Origin of the sequence: Flavobacterium sp. HTF (assembly GCF_003105115.1) — a bacterium.
Lineage (GTDB): Bacteria > Bacteroidota > Bacteroidia > Flavobacteriales > Flavobacteriaceae > Flavobacterium.
Map to the genome: position 1 here is coordinate 43,325 of NZ_QETH01000008.1, position 15,414 is coordinate 58,738.

Genomic DNA, 15,414 nt, shown 5'->3' on the forward strand with positions numbered 1-15,414 from the left:
GATATTTAAGAAGTATAATTATTTTTAACTTAAATGTCTTATATGTTGTTTCTTATAGAAATATTTAGATTTAAATCGATAATGTTATAATCTTTTCAAAACGTCCATGATGGCTTACTGAAACAGGCTTAAGAATAGTTGGTGAAGTGACTAAATAGGGGATGCCGTTTTCGTCTTTTATAATTTTTTTATTCTCTATTTCCATGATATTATTTAAGTCTTCAAAAACAGTAACGGCAATGGTATGAATGGATTCTGAAGAAATAATTGTTTTGGTATAATAGGTGTTTTTTGCACATACAACTTTTCCAAAAGTATTGTGTGCATTTAGCGAATGTAAGGAGCATAAGAGTTTTTTAGGACTATATTCCCTTATTTTGGTTTGTCTGTTATAGATTTTATAAGCCGCTTCTTTCATGCTCCATAGCAGCCACACCATGATTTCGGGTTCATGGTGTTCTGCAATAAGCTGTTGCTCTTCCGGAACAAAAAGTTTTTCTGTAAAACCTCTTCGCTGCCACCTGCTTTCTATGCGTGACTGAGTAAGATCTATGACATCATTGCCAATCATTTTGCGGCAAGTTTAGTCTCGATGATTTCAATGGCCGTTTTGACATCAAGCATGCGTTCCATATCGGTATTGTCAATGACCACATCAAAAGTTTCCTCAATGTCAAGTACAATATCAACAAGGTTGGCTGAATTAATATTCAGGTCATTTATAAAATCAGTTTCTTCAGTAAGATTGTCATATGCTTCTGTATTGGCTGCATAGGGTTTTATAATTACTTTCAGTTTTTCGGTAAGTTCTTTTCTGTCCATTTTATTTTTCAAATTTTTTAAATATTATACAGGCATTTACATCACCAAAACCAAAACTGGCTTTGGCAATTATTTTAGGGTTCATTTTTATAGTTTCTAAAAGCACTTTTGAAGGATCAATAAGTGCCGAAATTTCAGGATGAAGGTCTGAGCAATTCCTGTTTCCAAACAAAAAACCTTCGTGAAGCTGTAATACCGACGCAACGCTTTCGATACTTCCGGAAGCGCTTAAACAATGCCCCGTCAGGCTTTTTAAAGAATTAATATACGGAAAATCATTTCCCTTGCGACCTAAAGCCTTAGTCCAGTTCTCGATTTCAAGACTGTCTTTTGTGGTTGCGGTAAGATGCCCATTTATGGCTTCTATCTGGTCCGCTTTTATACCGGCATTTTCAACAGCAGTTTTAATACATTTCTGAACTGCCGTACTATTGGGAGCCGTCATGCTTCCGCCGTCTCTTTGTCCGCCCGAATTTACATTTCCTCCTAATAGTTCAGCATAAATTACTGCTCCTCGTTCTAAGGCACTTTCAAGATCTTCAATGACTAAAGCACCGGCACCGCTTCCGGGCACAAAACCGGAAGCCGAAGCACTCATCGGTCTTGAGCCTTCTTCAGGATTATCATTGTATTTGGAAGAGCATACCCGAAGGGCATCAAAACCTGCCCAGATATAAGGTCCGCTGTCGGAGGTACTTCCTGCGAGTACCCGTTTTGCCTGTCCGGACTGTATGCGGTCGTATGCCATTAGTATAGCTTCAGTACCTGTTGTACAGGCAGATGAATTTGTAGTAACCTGATTTCCAAGTCCCAGTTTACCACCAAGATAGGCGCTTACACCGCTGTTCATGGTTTGTGCCACAACAGTGCTTCCGAGTCTTCTGGTCTGTAAATCATCAATTTTATAAATGCTTTCGCGGAATTTATCAATTCCGGAAGTACCTGATCCAAAAATAGTTCCGCTGTCCCAATCCGGGTTTTCATTTGGTGCTAATCCAGCATTCTTCCAGGCTTCCATTCCCGCCATAACACCATATAAAATTCCTGTGCTGTTGAATCCGCGAAGTTCCAGTTCTGTAAAATATGCTGCTTTTAATTCGTCAGATATTTGTGGCTGACCTGCAATCTGACAGGAAAACTGCAATTCTTCCAATTGCGGGTCATGGCGTATACCTGAAATACCATTTTTTAAGGCATCAGTAAACGCAGGAATTCCAACACCATTTGGCGCAGCAACTCCAAGACCTGTAATTACGATTCTTTTTTTCATAATTTTTGCGTTATCATTCCGGCAAGAATACCTCTGCAGACTTCCTGTCCGGCTTCATTTTTCATAACGGCACTGCATTTTAATTTTCCAAAACGGAAGAATATTTTCTGTGAAATCACGGTTACTTTCTCATTTGGATATACGGGTTTTAAAAACTCCATATCAGCTGACGTAAAGGCAACGACAGTATTTTTATCCAGATTATTTCCCAACAGAAATATTCCCAGGCATACCATACCAATCTGTGCCATTGTTTCGGTCAAAATAACGCCCGGGGTAACGGGGTTGTTTTTAAAATGCCCTTTGTAGAAATCTAAATCTTCCTTAAAAGTATAAGTTCCGGTTATGCCATTTTCATCTGCCTGCAAAAGTTCATCGACAAATAAAAAAGGCTCGCTATACGGAAGCTGTGTTATGATATCATTTAATTTCATAATCTGTACAAAATAATTACCATTGTAATAAAACCCGCTGTGCTGAGAATCCGGGGCCAAAACTCAGCATTAACCCTTTTTCTCCTTTTTCAGGATTACGGTCCATAATATTTTCCAAAACATATAATACGGTTGCACTCGACATATTACCGTATTGCTTCAGGATTTCTTTGGTATCGTCAATGTTTTTTTCCATTCCTGAGAAAAGTGCTTCAACCGTTGTGATTATCTTTTTTCCGCCGGGATGAAATATCATATGGTTAATATCTTTAATTTCAAGATTATTTTTTTTCAAAAAGGGATGAATAATATCGCCAAAATGTGAAGCAATGGTATCGGGTACTTCAATATCTAAAACCATTTGCAGTCCGCTGTTGGTGAGTTTAAATCCCATCATGTGTTCAGCATCATAAAAATGATACATTTGTTCGTCAATAATTTCCGGTCCGTTGTCTTCTTCTCTTGAAGATAACAGGCAGCAGGCAGCGCCGTCACCAAAAATAGCGGCACTAACAATATTGGGCATCGAAAAATCGTTGAGTTGAAATGTTGCCGTTGGCGATTCTACCGCGATTATTGCAGCCCGTTTTCCCGGATTTGATTTCAGGAAATTCTTGGCATAAATAATTCCTGATATTCCGGCTGCACAGCCCATTTCAGTTACCGGAAGGCGTACAATATCCTGACGGAGTTTCATTTTATTGATAAGATAAGCATCCAGGGAAGGTATCATGATTCCGGTACAGCTTACCGTGATAATGTAATCAAGATTCTGCGGATCCCAACCGGTTTTCTGAAGTGCTTTTTCTAAAACCTGATGTCCCAGAACAATCATCTCCCGGCTGTAAATATCATTTTTTTCCTCAAAAGATGTTGCCGTAAAAACTTCCGAAGGTTCCATGATAGAGTAACGTTTGTCTACAGCAGCACCTTCAAATATCTTTTTTACTTTTTTTATAAAACGTTCCTCTTGTCCATTTAGCCATACATCCAGAAACGGAAGTATCTCTTCTGTGGTACGCGAATATTTCGGAAGCTGTTTTACAGCTGTTATTATTTTTACACTCATATTTTAGTAATTATCCACTGGTAACGAAAGGCCCACTTCCAGTTTATGGTATAGTTTTTTAAATTTAGTTTTTTGGAAAAATCTTCCAGTTCATCTTTTTTAAATCCTCTCAAAATAGAAACCAGGCCATCTTTTCGGGACATATTGTTTAAGTTAAATACCACTCCGATTATTTCAAAAAGTCTGTAAGCCAGTTTACTTCTATGAAGATCATTCACTACAATTCCTATTGAAGCATTTTGGTTAAGGACAGTAATCAGATTTGTAATTTGCTGTGTGGTAAAGTGGTGAAGTGTAAGGGTACATAAAACAATATCATATTTTATAGTATTGAAATCTTCGCTAAAGATATCCATACACCGATATTCCATATTTGGAAAATCTATAGAAAGTTCGCGGGCATAATTTATAGTAAAAGGATTCGCATCTATACCAACAAGTTTAAAATTTAGATTCTTTTTTTTACTATATTTTGCCAGCATTCTCAGCATATCGCCATTCCCACAGCCTATGTCTGCAATTGTTAAAGTTTGCGCAGGATCAGCTTTTTTTAGTAACTGTTTTAATCCGTGCAGTGTTAGTTTATTGCCTCCCAACAATTGATTGATTACGGCGATTTTATCCAATGCTCCAATTAATTCGGAACCTTCGAGCGAAAAATCATCCATTATTTCGGTTTCTTCTGTTCTATATTCAGTATTTATTCTCATTTAGTTAATTGTTACAGGATTACCGTGTGTCTGTTTGATTATTAGTGACAATAAAGATGGAAAATAGGCAGCTGCTGAGGTCATTATGTGTGTAAAAGTTTTATAGCTTAATATCTTTCCTAAAAGCCTGCCTGCAAAAAGCCTTTTGCTAAAATGTTTTTTCCATTCCTGCGTATATTTTTTTTCCAGTAAACTACGCGATCCGATTTTACCGTCGTAAAAATCCAGTACCAGTTCAGCTGCTATTTTTGCACTGTGTATTGCCATAGCCATTCCGTTACCGCACATAGGGTGTATAAGTCCCGCAGTGTCACCAATCATTAAAATATGATTTTCAACAGGCTGTTTTTTGTCAAAAGAAATCTGGCTGATGGTAAGCGGTTTTTCAAAAAGAGGAGTGCTGTTTTCAAAAACAGATTTAAGGTTTTTGTTTTTATAAAGAACAGCATTCTGGTATTCGTCTATGTTTTTATACTTTTTAAACGTTTTATAATCTGCCAGATAACAGATATTGATAATGTTTTTTTCGACTGTAGAAACCCCACAGTAACCACCCTGAAAATTATGTAAAGCAACAAGACTGTTGTCAAAGTTTCCTGCATAATGTCCTTTTACAGCCAGCCATGGAGATTTTTTAGAAATAAAATCTCTCGAAAGCAGCTGATCGATGTTGGAACGTTTTCCGTATGCGCCTAACACTATTTTTGAGGATAAAATCCCTTTGGAGGTTTTTATTGAAAAAATATCATTTTCAAAGGAAACATCGGTTACTGTATCGGTGATAATTATACAGCCATTTGAAATTGCTTTTTCAAATAAAAAATGATCCAGTGCATAACGGCTTATTCCAAAACCGCCCAAAGGAAGGCTGGTTCTCGCAATTCTGCCATTTTGCGATGTAAATTCAAAATTGGTAATCATAGCAGGATCTAATGTAGAAATGTCGGCATCCAGCCATTTCAGGTACGGCAAAATTTCATTCGAAACATATTCACCACAGACTTTATGTTTTGGATAGTCCGTTTTTTCAATCAGCGTTACTCTTAATCCTTTTTTAGATAAATGTATGGCACTTGCCAGACCGGCAAGACCACCACCAATAATAACTACCTCGGGATTTGTTCTCATAATACCAATTTAGTTATAAAATCTTAATTCGTCTTTATTAAATTCAATAAAAAAATAGTAAAATAACAATCTGATTAGTATAAAATGACTGCCTTTTTGAGATGATTTATTCCTATTCTCTTAATTTCTTTTATTTAATGACTTTAAAAGTGAAATAAAAAAAGACAGTATTAAACTACATATGGATTGATTTCTTAGATTTGTATAACATATCAAAAAACATTTCTTAATCATGCCGGTAATTGAACAATCAGAATATAATTTTCCTTCTATTATTCATCGCAATAGGCATATTTCGACTATATATGCCGCTTTGTTTAAAAAGTTTGAAGTTCCGGGTTATACAAGAGAAAAACTGGAGTTAACCGACGGAGATTTCATTAATATTGACTTTATCATAAAGGATTCCAAAAAAGCCGTTATCCTGTGTCATGGTTTAGAAGGAGATTCCCGCAGAACTTACAATAATAGCTGCGCAGCTTATTTTCAGCAGAAAGATTTTTCGGTTTTCGCATGGAACAACCGTACTTGTGGCGGAGAAATGAATCGTCTGCCGAGACTTTATCATCATGGTGCAGTGGACGATCTTGACGAAGTGGTTCAGTTTGTTTTAAAAAAAGGATTCGAAGATGTTTATCTGATCGGATATTCGATGGGAGGTGTTCAGCTGCTGAATTATTTAGGATGGACAAAAATTGATAAGCGCATAAAGGCCGGAGTATGCATTTCAGTGCCAACTCATATTGCAACAAGCGCTGCTGTACTCAAACAAGGCTTTAACAGAGTCTACCTGAAGAATTTTACAATTGATATTAAAAAAAAGCTGAAATATAAAGCAGCACAGTTTCCTGATTTTATAAACCGTGACCAGATTGATAAGATTTCTTCTTTTGATGAGGTTGACCAGTATTTTACGGCACCTTTGCATGGTTTTGCGAGCCGGGATGATTATTACCAGCGTGTTTCTCCTGAATTTTCCCTTCAAAATATTACTACTCCGGTTTTGATTATCAACTCGCTTGATGATCCTTTTTTGGGTGAAAGGTGCTATCCAAGGGCTATAGCCAAGGACAGCGCATATGTCTATCTGGAAACTCCAAAATATGGAGGGCACTGTGCTTTTCCTCTGCGTGACTCAGAGTATTCCTATGCCGAAAAAAGAGCGTATGAATTTTTTGAATCCTGCAAATCAGAGCGTATGAAATCTGAATAATAGCTTTAATTAAAATTTTTCCTCAGATCGATTATCGTTTGATTTGGCGTGTCTAAATTAACAAAACCTCTGCGGGGCCTGTCTAAATCTAAGGTGAACAAAACAACCAAAGACACTAAAACACAAAATCCGATCTGGACCAGCCAGTCAATCTTGCCTTTTCTGCCTTCAGAATAACCTCCGTAAAATGCGATTATCATAGCAAGAAAAAACAGCATTACTAAGATACTTTGGGGAACTTTTGCTTTTTCTCCTGAAAGACGGGTAGTAGTTATATCGATCATGTCGTTTAGCGCCGGAATCATTTGCTGGGTTGCGGCCAAATTTGCAGGATCTTTAGAAAGTGTGCTTGCCCTTTTCCATAATTTCGCCGAAATTATTTGTGACAGGCTGTCGGCTTTAAAAATTCCTTTTACATCTGCACCCACTTCATAGTAGGAAATTCTTGTTTCTACATAATCTTTAAAATCATTGCGAAACAAAATTCTTGTTGAATCGGGATATAAATCGCTTCTTAATATCGCAGTGCCAATGATATTGGCTTCTTCTACGACAACTTTTCTTCGCGAATCATAACGATCGCCACTCATGCCAAAAGTAAATGCGAGCAGAAAAAAAAGCAGGGCAATTAGTGCTGAGGTTTCCGGTAATTTCTCTTCAGTGCCTGTTTTTTTCCGAATATGATTTCCAGTCAGTTTTCCAATATAGCTGGAAATGAGCATCAATATAAAAAGAAGCAGAGCAATCATCCAGGCTTCAGTAGCATCTAGTAAATTTGTATTCATAGTCAGTTAATTAGAATTTAGAACCACAGAAAATAGTAGGTTTGATAATTTGCAAAACAATAAAGCAGATTATAATCCGGCCTCTTTTTTTGCTTTTTTCAAAGCTTTCCTTTCTGCTTGTTTTCTCTCAAATTCTTCATGTGCCGCTATGATTGTTCTTCCGGCTTCAATAACAAATATCAGGTATACACCAACACCTATAAAAATATAGATGATATTGAATACAACTCCAATAGTCGAAAATGTAATTTCATGATCATAAGGGCTGTTCATGGAAAGTGTACCAACAGAATAAGCGAGTGCTTTAAGAAAAGGAAGGTGTTCGACCAGCCAAAAAAACATCGTACCCACCAAAACTAATACAAAAAGCAAAAAACCAAGCGTTCGAAATGTCTTGTCGTTTTTTAATCTTTTTACAATATCAACAATAAATTTTCCGGTTAAAGCAAGTTCTATAAACATGGTATTTCGGTTTTAAGTTGTTCAATATTAGTGATTTATTCTTATATAAAGAAATATTCACTACATTTATAATGAAATATTTTAACATAAAATCCTGTTAATCCTTTAAATTAAGCTCCTACAAGCCAAATACTCGCATTTCTTTAAGTATTGTTTTTTAAATATTTTTACTTCTACCTGATTTTCAACTGATTAAATTAATAATAATAAATTGTATGTTAAACAAAAAAACACAATTTCATTATTTGGTATTGGTTTTTGCCTTTTTTAGTAACCTGTTGGGTTTTGCACAAAAAGATAGTCTCTTTCAGGCAAAAACCATAACGCTTGAAGAAGCACTTGCATTGGCAATTCAAAACAACAGGCAGCTTAAAATGGTTTTTATAGACGCTGCCATTGCAAATGAAAATCTGTCTCAGGCTAAAATCGCAAAAGTGCCACGCGTGGGAATAAATGGCGGCTATACCTATATTGGAGATCCGAAATTATACGAAGGATTTTATGAGAGAAATGTCACCGTCGATTATTTCAATCATCAGGCATTTGCCAATATTGTATCGTCAGTGCCACTTTACAGCGGTGGTTTGATTAACGAAAAAATTGAACAACAAAAACTCCTCATCCAGATGCAGGAATCTGCAATAAAAATGACACAGGCCGACGTTAAAAATGCGGTTGCGACGTATTATTTTACCCTCGAAAAATTGTACAGAGAAATTGAAGTAACCAGGCAAAATATTCTAAATACAGATCTCAGGATAAAACAATTAAAATCCCGTGTTGATAACGGACAGAATTTAAAAAGCGATTTATTGAGAACAGAGCTGCAGCAATCCGGCTTTAAAGTTTCTGTTTTTCGTAATACGAATGATATTGAACTGGTAAGCAATTATTTGGATATTTTAACAGGACTTCCGACGCATACGATTTTAAAACCTGTAGTTTCAGAAAGCAGTATTCTGCCAGAAAATGTTGAATTGCAGAAAAGCCTTGCAGATGCATATCAAAACAGGCAGGAAATCAAACGGGCAGCAATTAATATTCAGTTGTCAGAGTCTTCTTTGAACATTACAAAAAGCGGGTTTCGGCCCAATATAAATGCCAGTCTGATTTTAAATACCGAATATCCTGCCCAATGGCCCAATTATGTAAACATCATTAACTACTGGGCAGCAGGCATTTCTCTAAATTGGGATGTTTCCGGTTTTTATACAATTAAGCATCGCATTACGAGTGACAAACTGCAAATCGATAAAAGCAATGTGGCGTTCGATGCCGCAAAAGATCAGATTGAGCGCGAAGTAAAAAGTGCTTATATCAAATTTGAAGAAAGTAAAAGAAACATCGACACTTATAAAAAAGATGTTGAATTATCATTAAGCAATTATAAAATTGTAAAAAGCAGATATGATAATGATTTTGCTTTGATAAGTGACCTGGTCGATGCTGAACTGCAATTGAACAACTCAAAAATTTCACTTGTAAATGCCAATTTAGATTTTATCATTCACTATTATTCCCTTCAATTTGCAATGGGTAAACTTTAAAATAAGAATAGTATGAGCGAAGAAAACAAACCCGGTGAAGCAATTCAAAAAGACAAAAAAAGAAATACCATTTTAACCATTCTCTCCTTTGTTTTTCTGGCAGGAGGAGGTTTCTGGATTTTGAGTTTGTTTTTTGATTTCAGTAATTACGAAACCACAAATAATGCTCAGGTTGAAGCTTATATCAATAATGTTTCGGCACGGGCATCCGGTCATATAAAAGAAATTCGTTTCGAAGCCAATCAGCTTGTTCATGCAGGTGATACGTTGGTAATTTTGGATGATTCAGAATATCAGATCAAAGAAAAACAGGCAGAAGCTGATCTGGCTATTGCCGAAGGAAACCTGCATTCGCTCGAACAAACAATTGTTACATCGGCGTCTAACCAATCTGCGGCAAAAGAAAAATTAGCAGGCGATTTGGCCAGTTTTGAAAAAGCACAAAAAGATTACCAAAGGTTCAAAAACATGTATGCAGATTCTGCTGTTACTCGTAACCAATATGATCAGGTAGTTTCAAAATTACGATCAGAAGAAGCTTATCTTAAAGCAGGTCAAAAAGGACTCGACGCCAATAGTTCTGTAACACGGCAAAGTGCGATTAACCTGGAGGCAGCAAGGGCGACTGTTGCACGGAAAAAAGCAGATCTTGAGGCAGCGAAACTGCAGTCATCATACACCAATATAATAGCTCCGGCAACGGGTATAGTTGGAGAACGGAATTTGTCAATTGGCGAATTAATAAATGCAAATCAGGTTGTGGCAACCCTGGTACTGAATCAGAAATTATGGGTTTCGGCTAATTTTAAAGAAACTCAGATTGAAAAAATTAAACAAGGACAGCAGGTTTCCATTACAATTGATGCTCTGAACGGCAAAAAGTTCAAAGGAAAAGTTTCAGGATTTTCGCCTGCAACGGGTGCCAAATTCTCGATGGTTCAGCCCGATAATTCAACAGGGAATTTTGTAAAGATAACGCAGCGTATTCCGGTAAAAATAGAATTTGAGGACGAAACCAAAGATTTACAGGAAGTAAAACCAGGAATGAATGTAACAGTTGAAGTAAAAAAATAAAATATGTTTGCAGGAAGAAAAGGAAGTATTTTTACTCTGACAGGATTGTATATCCTCACCATTCCTTTTTTTAACGGACTGAATGTCACCACTTACGATAATTCCCAAATTCTGGGACATTTTGGAGCTTCGACAACCGTTTTTACCTATTCTATTTATATTCCCATTTTTGTAATGCTGGCTTTTATGCCTTTAGGATTAAAATTAGGCAAACAGATCAAAGTAAAAACCATGATATTGTCAGCAGCATTCCTGTCGATTTTATTTAACACGGCCTCATTATTTACTACCAGTATTGAATGGTTTACTTTTTGGCGATCGCTTTTGGGAATTGTATCTGTTATTGGGATTTTTGCTTCAATGGTTCCTGTGATATTAAAGTACAATCCTGCTTTTAATATGGCATTATTGTACGGAATTCTTCAGTTCATTCAAAAAGGGAGCCAGCATGTTTACCAATATTTAGGTGCTCATTTTACCAGTTTTCACAATTGGACTTTTGGTATTTATTTTCTCAATATCAATTTTCTGATCTGTATTATTCTGGCCTGGTATTTTTATAAAGCCGATGTTGCGCCCATGAAAACCAAATTTCAATTTGACTGGCGCGGATGGATTATCATGATTCTGTTTTTTACCGTGATTCTTTTTCTTAGTGCAGAAGGACAAAGCCGCAACTGGTTTAACGATCCTAAAATTAGTTTAGCCACGGCTTTATTAGTTATCATTCCTGGGATTTATTTCCTGCACGTTCGTTTTACCGAAGACCCCATAATTAATCCCGATGTTTATAAATATAAAAATGTAATTATTGGTACCTTTTTAATGTTATATATTGGTGTAATGAACGGCACAGGAAGCGTTATAACAGGATACATGACCAATATCTTAGGTTTTGATGCTGTATCCGGGGCCAAAACACATTTGGCTTTATTAATTGGATTGTGTATTTCGATTCCGTTGTCTACATATCTTCTATTCAGAAGAACGTATTTGGCAACCATCTGGATTATGGGTTTTGCCTGTTACGGATTCTATCATATCATATTGTTTTTCAGGTTTTATCCGGGAATTGATTCTTCTGATTTTTTTATGCCGTTAATATTCAAAGGACTTGGAATGGGGTTTCTCTTTCCGATATCCCTGCTTTATATTTCAGAAGGTGTTCCGCCACGATTGAGTGCATCCAGAATGATGAGCGGTATTATTGCCCAGGCCATTTTTGCCGGTTTATTGGGAAGTGCTGTTTTAGGAACTTTTGTTTCGGGTCTAAATGTACATCATAAAACAGGCCTGAGCCAGCAATTGACAGAAGTGAACACAATGGCAAAACAGCAATTGGCCAGCTCCAAAAGAAATTTTCTCTATATGGGCCTGTCTGAAGCCGAAGCACAAAAAATGGCAGAAAAAAACCTTTCAAACAAAACCTCGCAAGCTGCAATTTTATTGGCTTATAAGGATATCTATTTGGTAATGTCAGCGGTTTGTTTTTTACCAATTGTTATTATTCTTTTATTCAGACTCTGGCGAAGACCAATTAAAAGGGTAGAGCTGGAACCAATTCCTATTTAATGTCTAATCTAAATTTTGATTTGCGAAAACACATAAAACATTTCAGTTCCTATCTGCAGGCTTCGTTCGAGGTATATTTCTTTTTGCTGTGGCGTGCCGTCGGAAATTTTTGGATCTTCAAAAGTTATTGGAATTCTTTTTTCTGCACCGGCTATAAACGGACATCCGCTGTCAGCCTGTGAACAGGTCATTATTGCTGCAAATTCGCTTTCCGGGTTGAAGTTATCATTATAGGTTTTAGAAAAACCAATTACTGAAAGTTCATTCGGTGAAAATTTTATTGAATATACCGGATTTGTCCCCTTTGAAATAATTTTGACCTTAAACCCGGAATATTCTAAAATTTCGGCTGCCATTGGGAATAAGGCCGTAACTTCTGTTCCTCCTGAATAGCATGAAACATTTTTCAGGCCATAATAAGCAGCGGCCGTCTGTGCCCAGACCTGTGACAAGTGGCTCCTTCTGGAATTGTGTGTACAGATTAAATTTAACCTGATATCCAGTTTGCTGTCTGCTTTGTATTGAATATAGTCGATTAATGGCTGAAGCAGACTCCTGCGGTCTTCAGAAATCTGCTTAAAATCAAATGAACTGATTGTGTTATCAATTTCAGGGTATAACATAATTTTATTACTTGTAAGTTTTTAAAATTAACAGCATCCTCCGCCTGGAGTACAGGAATTACTGGTATCGCTGTTTAATTGTGATAATTTTACTTTAGGCTTATCCGATGGAATTCCGCATTGCTCCTGAGCAAGACAGGCTGTCTGTTTATTTAGTAAAATGAAATTCTGTCCATTAAAGTCTAAATCATATTTACCAATAGTGGTATCCTGATATTCTACTTCAATTTCATGATCTTCAATTCCCAGTACTTTTTCTGAAAGTTCAATAATATGAATCAGTTTTTGAGGTTTAAGCCTGTGTTCGTAGTCATTGGCATTCCAAAGCTGAAAGTTTACAACAGTTTCTTTTCTTACTGTTCCTCCGCAGTCAATAAAATTTTTTGTTATCAGGCCTACTTCGGTTACGTGAAAATATTCCGGTACAAAAGTTCCGTTAGGTAATTCAAAATTTACAGCTTCTACTGTTTTTAGTATTTCTTTGATTTCTGAAAGTTTCATGTTTTTTTATTTTTAGTTAAACTGTTTTCATTCAATAATTACGGTTAAAACAAAAGATTGCTTCTTCTTTCAAGAAGAGCGGTATCTCTCCAGACACCATTCTGTTTTCCGATTTTTTCTCTTATTCCAACGATTCTGAATCCTGCTTTTTCATGGATACGAAGGCTTGCCTTATTTTCCGGGAAAATTCCGGCCTGAAGTGTCCAGATGCCTTCTGCTTCACTTTGTTTTATAAGTTCGTTTAAAAGAGTAAGTCCGATTCCGTTTCCGGAATATTCAGGATCGACATATACACTCACTTCTGCAACTCCCGCATAAACGCAGCGGGAAGAGACAGGCGTAAGTGCTGCCCAGCCAGTTAGTGTTTTATTAATTTCAGCAACAATTCTGCAGTCTGTAAGATGTGACTTGTCCCAATCTTCCCACGATGGAGCACCGGTTTGAAAAGTAGCATTGCCGGTTTCTATTCCTTTTTCGTAGATTGATTTTACCTGTTGCCAGTCTGTTGTTAAAAGTTTTCTGATTTCCATAGAGATTAGATTAACAGCATTCGTTTCTCTTTTTAGCAAGATGATTTGTGATATGCTCAAAGAAACCTTTTATCTTTTCCAGTCCGGGTTCGTTGATGCAGTAGCAGATAGCATTTCCTTCGATGCTTCCTTTTATTAAGCCGGCATTTTTTAATTCTTTAAGATGTTGTGAAACAGTTGGCTGTGAAAGAGGAAGTTCGTTTACAATATCCCCGCAGATACAGGCATCTACTTTTAATAAATATTCTATAATAGCAATACGCGCAGGATGTCCTAACGCCTTGGCTAAAACAGCCAGCTCATTCTGGTTGTCTGTAAAGTGATCTGTTTTTGTTGCTCCCATCGTTTTATAATTATATTGCAATATTACGATATAGTTTTGTTTAAAAAAAATATAAAGGCAACAAATTGAAAATCAAAAGAAAAAAATGTGATAAGATTGAAAAGTATCATTAACAAAAAAACCTGAAAATCTTAAGATTCTCAGGTTTTAATTTTTTTAAAGTATATAGGAACTATAGAGCGTCCCAGGATGCACTAGGATAATAAATAGAACTTGTTACCGGAGCTTTCCAGTATTCCTGACTACCGCCACGGAAGGTGTGGAGGCTAACGGCATTAACATTTCGCTTAGAATCATTAGTCACCCAACGAATTGTCTGATTCAGTATCTCCGTACCGTTTACATAATACTTAACGTATCCGTTAGTATTGGATCCCGTATTTAACTTAACAGATATCTGGCAGTTATATGTAACTCCTTCCTGAATGTAATACTTTTTTCCAAAATCATTACCATATTGTCCCGGCTGATCTTTATAATAAACGTAAGGTTGCAGATAAGCTCCGCTTCCTTTGGCACTGTTTGATCCATTTGGACAATACCACATAAATCTGGCGCTACCGCCATTCCCGTCCCATCCCGGATCGCCACCGGTATTCTGATCGCCAATTAGTATACCATATCCGCATTTACCGCCTCTGCTCCAGTAAAATCCGGAATTGAATTTCATCTGGAACCATACGGTATAAACACCCGTTGACCAAACGCCATATGACGTACATAAACCGCCCGGACACGATAGTGTGTTTGTCTTTAATGTAATTGTTCTGGCTCCGGCACTACCTAATGCGGCAACGGCTAAGGAAGCATTTTTGTTAGCGATTTGTGGTGCTTCTTTGTTAGTGCTTTGTGGCACACTTACTTCTTGTTCCTTGTCACAGGAACTAAACACCAATGCTGTAATAAGTAGCAAACTGGTTAATTTTAAGATTTTTTTCATTTTTAAAAATTTAAGGTTAGTAAATAATTAATGGTTAGTAAAAAATAGATAGTGATTAGCATTTGACGCTGATAATGAGGTTTTTTAAGGTTCTCAAAACCGGAATCAATAGATACGTAAAATGGATTTTTTTATTTACGTATAGTTCATAATTGTTCTGTACTTAGAATTGCTGTTCTTAAAAATAACAGCTGTCTTCTCAGACAATTGGTAATTGACAATGCAAAGTTGATTAATAAGAATTCGTAGAGGGGGTAAAAAAGTACGTTTTTAGGTACAAAAAAATGTGGTTTATGTATTTTGCTTACATTTTAAAACTCACTTATAAAAATTAACGGATAAGCCACAGGAACTAAAAGTCGGTTTCAGGCATTATGTGGAGAATGTATTT

The 15,414-nt window shown here is 36.5% G+C and carries 18 protein-coding genes; 4 read left to right on the plus strand and 14 right to left on the minus strand.

Features of this window, described 5'->3' with window-relative positions; translation table 11 throughout:
* Nucleotides 1–70: 70 nt before the first annotated feature.
* From DCO46_RS03970 to DCO46_RS04000, 7 genes are read right to left on the minus strand one after another with little or no spacing between them, the layout of a single operon-like run.
* Nucleotides 71–571: a 4'-phosphopantetheinyl transferase superfamily protein gene (locus DCO46_RS03970; RefSeq protein WP_116751282.1), complete on the minus strand. Its 501-nt coding sequence runs from the start codon at nucleotides 569–571 to the stop codon at nucleotides 71–73.
* Nucleotides 568–822 (minus strand): acyl carrier protein, encoded by a 255-nt coding sequence (locus DCO46_RS03975; RefSeq protein ID WP_116751351.1) that lies wholly within the window; start codon nucleotides 820–822, stop codon nucleotides 568–570. The genes DCO46_RS03970 and DCO46_RS03975 overlap by 4 nt, the downstream gene beginning before the upstream one ends.
* 1 nt (nucleotide 823) lies before the next feature.
* Nucleotides 824–2,092: a beta-ketoacyl-[acyl-carrier-protein] synthase family protein gene (locus DCO46_RS03980; protein ID WP_116751283.1), complete on the minus strand. Its 1,269-nt coding sequence runs from the start codon at nucleotides 2,090–2,092 to the stop codon at nucleotides 824–826.
* Nucleotides 2,089–2,526 (minus strand): 3-hydroxyacyl-ACP dehydratase FabZ family protein, encoded by a 438-nt coding sequence (locus DCO46_RS03985; RefSeq protein WP_116751284.1) that lies wholly within the window; start codon nucleotides 2,524–2,526, stop codon nucleotides 2,089–2,091. Before DCO46_RS03985 ends, DCO46_RS03980 begins: the two co-directional genes overlap by 4 nt.
* 16 nt (nucleotides 2,527–2,542) lie before the next feature.
* The gene (locus DCO46_RS03990; protein WP_116751285.1) at nucleotides 2,543–3,595 is read right to left on the minus strand and encodes a type III polyketide synthase; all 1,053 of its coding nucleotides are present in this window, start codon (nucleotides 3,593–3,595) and stop codon (nucleotides 2,543–2,545) included.
* Nucleotides 3,592–4,305: a methyltransferase domain-containing protein gene (locus tag DCO46_RS03995; RefSeq protein ID WP_116751286.1), complete on the minus strand. Its 714-nt coding sequence runs from the start codon at nucleotides 4,303–4,305 to the stop codon at nucleotides 3,592–3,594. The genes DCO46_RS03990 and DCO46_RS03995 overlap by 4 nt, the downstream gene beginning before the upstream one ends.
* On the minus strand, nucleotides 4,306–5,433 hold the full coding sequence (locus DCO46_RS04000) for an NAD(P)/FAD-dependent oxidoreductase (protein ID WP_116751287.1): 1,128 nt from the start codon (nucleotides 5,431–5,433) through the stop codon (nucleotides 4,306–4,308). It lies immediately after the preceding gene.
* A 232-nt stretch (nucleotides 5,434–5,665) separates the two neighbouring features.
* Here DCO46_RS04000 and DCO46_RS04005 point away from each other — a divergent pair, with 232 nt between their 5' ends.
* Entirely contained in the window at nucleotides 5,666–6,646 is a 981-nt protein-coding gene (locus DCO46_RS04005) for a YheT family hydrolase (protein ID WP_116751288.1), read from the plus strand.
* A 5-nt stretch (nucleotides 6,647–6,651) separates the two neighbouring features.
* Here the strand turns inward: DCO46_RS04005 and DCO46_RS04010 are convergent, their stop codons facing one another.
* Nucleotides 6,652–7,431 (minus strand): hypothetical protein, encoded by a 780-nt coding sequence (locus tag DCO46_RS04010; protein WP_116751289.1) that lies wholly within the window; start codon nucleotides 7,429–7,431, stop codon nucleotides 6,652–6,654.
* A 69-nt stretch (nucleotides 7,432–7,500) separates the two neighbouring features.
* Nucleotides 7,501–7,893, minus strand: a complete 393-nt coding sequence (locus DCO46_RS04015; protein WP_116751290.1) for a hypothetical protein — start codon at nucleotides 7,891–7,893, stop codon at nucleotides 7,501–7,503.
* A gap of 215 nt (nucleotides 7,894–8,108) precedes the next feature.
* Between DCO46_RS04015 and DCO46_RS04020 the strand changes: the two genes are divergently transcribed.
* The 3 genes from DCO46_RS04020 to DCO46_RS04030 are packed head-to-tail and all read left to right on the plus strand — an operon-like array spanning nucleotide 8,109 to nucleotide 12,086.
* A complete protein-coding gene (locus DCO46_RS04020) occupies nucleotides 8,109–9,440 on the plus strand; it encodes a TolC family protein (RefSeq protein ID WP_116751291.1) in 1,332 nt (443 codons plus the stop codon).
* 12 nt (nucleotides 9,441–9,452) lie between these two features.
* Entirely contained in the window at nucleotides 9,453–10,514 is a 1,062-nt protein-coding gene (locus tag DCO46_RS04025; protein ID WP_116751292.1) for an HlyD family secretion protein, read from the plus strand.
* 3 nt (nucleotides 10,515–10,517) lie between these two features.
* Complete coding sequence (locus tag DCO46_RS04030; protein ID WP_116751293.1) at nucleotides 10,518–12,086, plus strand: MFS transporter; 1,569 nt, start codon at nucleotides 10,518–10,520, stop codon at nucleotides 12,084–12,086.
* Nucleotides 12,087–12,094: 8 nt separating this feature from the next.
* On the opposite strand, the gene DCO46_RS04035 is transcribed toward DCO46_RS04030, so the two are convergent.
* The 5 genes from DCO46_RS04035 to DCO46_RS04055 all read right to left on the minus strand — a co-directional run bounded on the left by DCO46_RS04035 (nucleotide 12,095) and on the right by DCO46_RS04055 (nucleotide 15,023).
* Nucleotides 12,095–12,709, minus strand: a complete 615-nt coding sequence (locus DCO46_RS04035) for a protein-tyrosine-phosphatase (protein WP_116751294.1) — start codon at nucleotides 12,707–12,709, stop codon at nucleotides 12,095–12,097.
* 27 nt (nucleotides 12,710–12,736) lie between these two features.
* Nucleotides 12,737–13,210: a DUF6428 family protein gene (locus DCO46_RS04040; RefSeq protein ID WP_116751295.1), complete on the minus strand. Its 474-nt coding sequence runs from the start codon at nucleotides 13,208–13,210 to the stop codon at nucleotides 12,737–12,739.
* 44 nt (nucleotides 13,211–13,254) lie between these two features.
* A complete protein-coding gene (locus DCO46_RS04045; RefSeq protein ID WP_116751296.1) occupies nucleotides 13,255–13,740 on the minus strand; it encodes a GNAT family N-acetyltransferase in 486 nt (161 codons plus the stop codon).
* Nucleotides 13,741–13,750: 10 nt separating this feature from the next.
* On the minus strand, nucleotides 13,751–14,083 hold the full coding sequence (locus DCO46_RS04050) for an ArsR/SmtB family transcription factor (RefSeq protein ID WP_116751297.1): 333 nt from the start codon (nucleotides 14,081–14,083) through the stop codon (nucleotides 13,751–13,753).
* Between the two features lie 172 nt (nucleotides 14,084–14,255).
* Nucleotides 14,256–15,023, minus strand: coding sequence for a polysaccharide lyase (locus DCO46_RS04055; protein ID WP_116751298.1), 768 nt, complete (start codon nucleotides 15,021–15,023; stop codon nucleotides 14,256–14,258).
* Between the last annotated feature and the right edge of the window lie 391 nt (nucleotides 15,024–15,414).

Excerpts from the sequence above, each read along its gene's own strand:
- DCO46_RS04030 (WP_116751293.1), top strand. The coding sequence starts at position 10,518 with ATGTTTGCAGGAAGAAAAGGAAGTATTTTTACTCTGACAGGATTGTAT.
- DCO46_RS03970 (WP_116751282.1), bottom strand. The coding sequence starts at position 571 with ATGATTGGCAATGATGTCATAGATCTTACTCAGTCACGCATAGAAAGC.
- DCO46_RS04050 (WP_116751297.1), bottom strand. The coding sequence starts at position 14,083 with ATGGGAGCAACAAAAACAGATCACTTTACAGACAACCAGAATGAGCTG.
- DCO46_RS03975 (WP_116751351.1), bottom strand. The coding sequence starts at position 822 with ATGGACAGAAAAGAACTTACCGAAAAACTGAAAGTAATTATAAAACCC.
- DCO46_RS04005 (WP_116751288.1), top strand. The coding sequence starts at position 5,666 with ATGCCGGTAATTGAACAATCAGAATATAATTTTCCTTCTATTATTCAT.
- DCO46_RS04025 (WP_116751292.1), top strand. The coding sequence starts at position 9,453 with ATGAGCGAAGAAAACAAACCCGGTGAAGCAATTCAAAAAGACAAAAAA.
- DCO46_RS04045 (WP_116751296.1), bottom strand. The coding sequence starts at position 13,740 with ATGGAAATCAGAAAACTTTTAACAACAGACTGGCAACAGGTAAAATCA.
- DCO46_RS04020 (WP_116751291.1), top strand. The coding sequence starts at position 8,109 with ATGTTAAACAAAAAAACACAATTTCATTATTTGGTATTGGTTTTTGCC.
- DCO46_RS03990 (WP_116751285.1), bottom strand. The coding sequence starts at position 3,595 with ATGAGTGTAAAAATAATAACAGCTGTAAAACAGCTTCCGAAATATTCG.
- DCO46_RS04035 (WP_116751294.1), bottom strand. The coding sequence starts at position 12,709 with ATGTTATACCCTGAAATTGATAACACAATCAGTTCATTTGATTTTAAG.
- DCO46_RS04040 (WP_116751295.1), bottom strand. The coding sequence starts at position 13,210 with ATGAAACTTTCAGAAATCAAAGAAATACTAAAAACAGTAGAAGCTGTA.
- DCO46_RS04000 (WP_116751287.1), bottom strand. The coding sequence starts at position 5,433 with ATGAGAACAAATCCCGAGGTAGTTATTATTGGTGGTGGTCTTGCCGGT.
- DCO46_RS04010 (WP_116751289.1), bottom strand. The coding sequence starts at position 7,431 with ATGAATACAAATTTACTAGATGCTACTGAAGCCTGGATGATTGCTCTG.
- DCO46_RS03995 (WP_116751286.1), bottom strand. The coding sequence starts at position 4,305 with ATGAGAATAAATACTGAATATAGAACAGAAGAAACCGAAATAATGGAT.
- DCO46_RS03985 (WP_116751284.1), bottom strand. The coding sequence starts at position 2,526 with ATGAAATTAAATGATATCATAACACAGCTTCCGTATAGCGAGCCTTTT.
- DCO46_RS04015 (WP_116751290.1), bottom strand. The coding sequence starts at position 7,893 with ATGTTTATAGAACTTGCTTTAACCGGAAAATTTATTGTTGATATTGTA.
- DCO46_RS03980 (WP_116751283.1), bottom strand. The coding sequence starts at position 2,092 with ATGAAAAAAAGAATCGTAATTACAGGTCTTGGAGTTGCTGCGCCAAAT.
- DCO46_RS04055 (WP_116751298.1), bottom strand. The coding sequence starts at position 15,023 with ATGAAAAAAATCTTAAAATTAACCAGTTTGCTACTTATTACAGCATTG.